The 2754-nt window shown below is 54.8% G+C and carries 2 rRNA genes (1 of these 2 running past the window's edge); both read right to left on the bottom strand.

Annotated elements, in window-relative coordinates:
- Positions 1-5: 5 nt before the first annotated feature.
- Positions 6-120 (bottom strand): 5S ribosomal RNA (gene rrf, locus KP708_RS15245).
- Positions 121-200: 80 nt separating this feature from the next.
- A 23S ribosomal RNA gene (locus KP708_RS15240) occupies positions 201-2754 on the bottom strand (it continues 183 nt past the right edge of the window).

The raw sequence follows: 2754 nt of genomic DNA, 5'->3' as shown, positions 1-2754 counted from the left end.
AGGGGACCTGGCGGCGACCGACTTTTCCGCACCTTGAGGTGCAGTATCATAGGCGCTGAGGGATTTCACGGCCGAGTTCGGGAAGGGATCGGGTGTAGGGCCCTCGCAATGGCCACCAGGTCTTCTAGCCCACCCAGTCTTTTTGAGAGTGGGTGGAGGTTGGTGTTTTATGAGTGTGGCTGATTTCTGTGCATGTGTTTGATGTGAGAAGTATGAGCGATTAGGACCGGTTAGCTGCATGCATTACTGCACTTTCACACCCGGCCTATCAACGTGATGGTCTGTCACGGCTCTATGAGACCTCGTTTTGAGGTGGGTTTCCCGCTTAGATGCTTTCAGCGGTTATCCCGTCCACACTTAGCTACCCGGCTGTGCCACTGGCGTGACAACCGGTGCACCAGAGGTATGTTCATCCCGGTCCTCTCGTACTAGGGACAAATCCTCTCAAGTCTCTAACACCCACGGCAGATAGGGACCGAACTGTCTCACGACGTTCTAAACCCAGCTCACGTACCACTTTAATCGGCGAACAGCCGAACCCTTGGGACCTGCTCCAGCCCCAGGATGTGATGAGCCGACATCGAGGTGCCAAACCTCCCCGTCGATGTGGACTCTTGGGGGAGATCAGCCTGTTATCCCTAGAGTACCTTTTATCCGTTGAGCGATGGCCCGTCCACGTGGGACCACCGGATCACTATGGCCGACTTTCGTCTCTGCTCGAACTGTCATTCTCGCAGTCAGGCGGGCTTATGCCATTGCACTCGACAGCCGGTTTCCGACCGGCCTGAGCCCACCATCGCGCGCCTCCGTTACACTTTGGGAGGCGACCGCCCCAGTCAAACTGCCCACCATGCAGGGTCCCGGACCAGGCTTACTGGTCTCGGTTAGACATCAGAAAAATTCAGGGTCGTATTTCAAGGGTGGCTCCACCGGTGCTGGCGCCCCGGCTTCAAAGCCTCCGACCTATCCTACACAGGATTTTCCTGATGCCACTGCAAAGCTGCAGTAAAGGTTCATAGGGTCTTTCCGTCTGACCGCGGGTACCCCGCATCTTCACGGGGAATTCAATTTCGCTGAGTCGATGCTGGAGACAGTGGGGAAGTCGTTACGCCATTCGTGCAGGTCGGAACTTACCCGACAAGGAATTTCGCTACCTTAGGACCGTTATAGTTACGGCCGCCGTTTACCGGGGCTTCAATTCAATGCTTGCACATCTCCTCTTAACCTTCCGGCACCGGGCAGGCGTCAGGCCCTATACGTCATCTCACGATTTCGCAGAGCCCTGTGTTTTTACTAAACAGTCGCTACCCCCTGGTCTGTGCCACCCAACCATGGTTGCCCACGATTGGGTCTCGTTTATCCCGAAGTTACACGAGCAATTTGCCTAGTTCCTTCAGCATCGTTCTCTCAAGCGCCTTGGTATTCTCTACCAGTCCACCTGTGTCGGTTTCGGGTACGGTCTATACGCCAGAGCTATTTCCTGGAATGGTCGAAAAGCCTGTTCAATCCGATAAGGACAGACAACATTTCTCATTCGTCACTTCTGGCAGGCCTAGGAATATTCACCTAGTTCCCATCGACTACGGCTCTCGCCCTCGCCTTAGGGGCCGGCTCACCCTGCGTGGATTAACCTTGCGCAGGAACCCTTGGACTTTCGGCGACAGTGTTTCTCGCACTGTTTGTCGCTACTCATGTCAGCATTCGCACTTCCGATATCTCCAGAGGGGGTCACCCCGCCTCCTTCGCAGACTTACGGAACGCTCCGCTACCGCGCATTCATAAGAATGCACCCACAGCTTCGGCACGTGGCTTGAGCCCCGTTACATTTTCGGCGCAGGGTTTCTAATAGACCAGTGAGCTATTACGCTTTCTTTAAAGGATGGCTGCTTCTAAGCCAACCTCCTGGTTGTTTTGGAATCCCCACATCCTTTCCCACTTAGCCACGATTTAGGGGCCTTAGCTGGTGGTCTGGGCTGTTTCCCTCTCGACAATGGACCTTAGCACCCACTGTCTGTCTGCCGGGCTATACTCCTGGGTATTCGGAGTTTGGTTAGGTTTGGTAAGGCTTTGGGCCCCCCTAGCCCATCCAGTGCTCTACCCCCCAGGGTAAACACCCGACGATCTACCTCAATAGATTTCGCGGAGAACCAGCTATCTCCGAGTTTGATTGGCCTTTCACCCCTAGCCACAGCTCATCCCCGACTTTTTCAACAGGCGTGGGTTCGGCCCTCCAGTGCGTGTTACCGCACCTTCAGCCTGGCCATGGCTAGATCACTCGGTTTCGGGTCTTCTGCCAGCAACTCATTCGCCCTATTCAGACTCGCTTTCGCTACGCCTACACCTAACGGCTTAAGCTCGCTGCAAACAGAAACTCGCTGACCCATTATACAAAAGGTACGCCGTCACCCCATAAGAGGCTCCGACTGCTTGTAGGCGTCCGGTTTCAGGTCTCTTTCACTCCCCTTATCGGGGTGCTTTTCACCTTTCCCTCACGGTACTTGTTCGCTATCGGTCACTAAGGAGTATTTAGGCTTGGAGGGTGGTCCCCCCATGTTCAGACAGGGTTTCACGTGCCCCGCCCTACTCGAATCCTCACCAAGACACTACGCATACGGGGCTATCACCCATTCTTGCCGGACTTTCCAGACCGTTCTGCTTCTTCTTGGTAAGGCATTGGCCTGCTCCGCGTTCGCTCGCCACTACTAGCGGAATCTCTGTTGATGTCTTTTCCTCCAGGTACTGAGATGTTTCAGT

Origin of the sequence: Gluconobacter sp. P5H9_a, from assembly GCF_018812085.1 — a bacterium.
GTDB lineage: Bacteria > Pseudomonadota > Alphaproteobacteria > Acetobacterales > Acetobacteraceae > Gluconobacter.
Note: the sequence above shows the minus strand (reverse complement) of the source record. Positions and strands in the feature narration are given on the sequence as shown.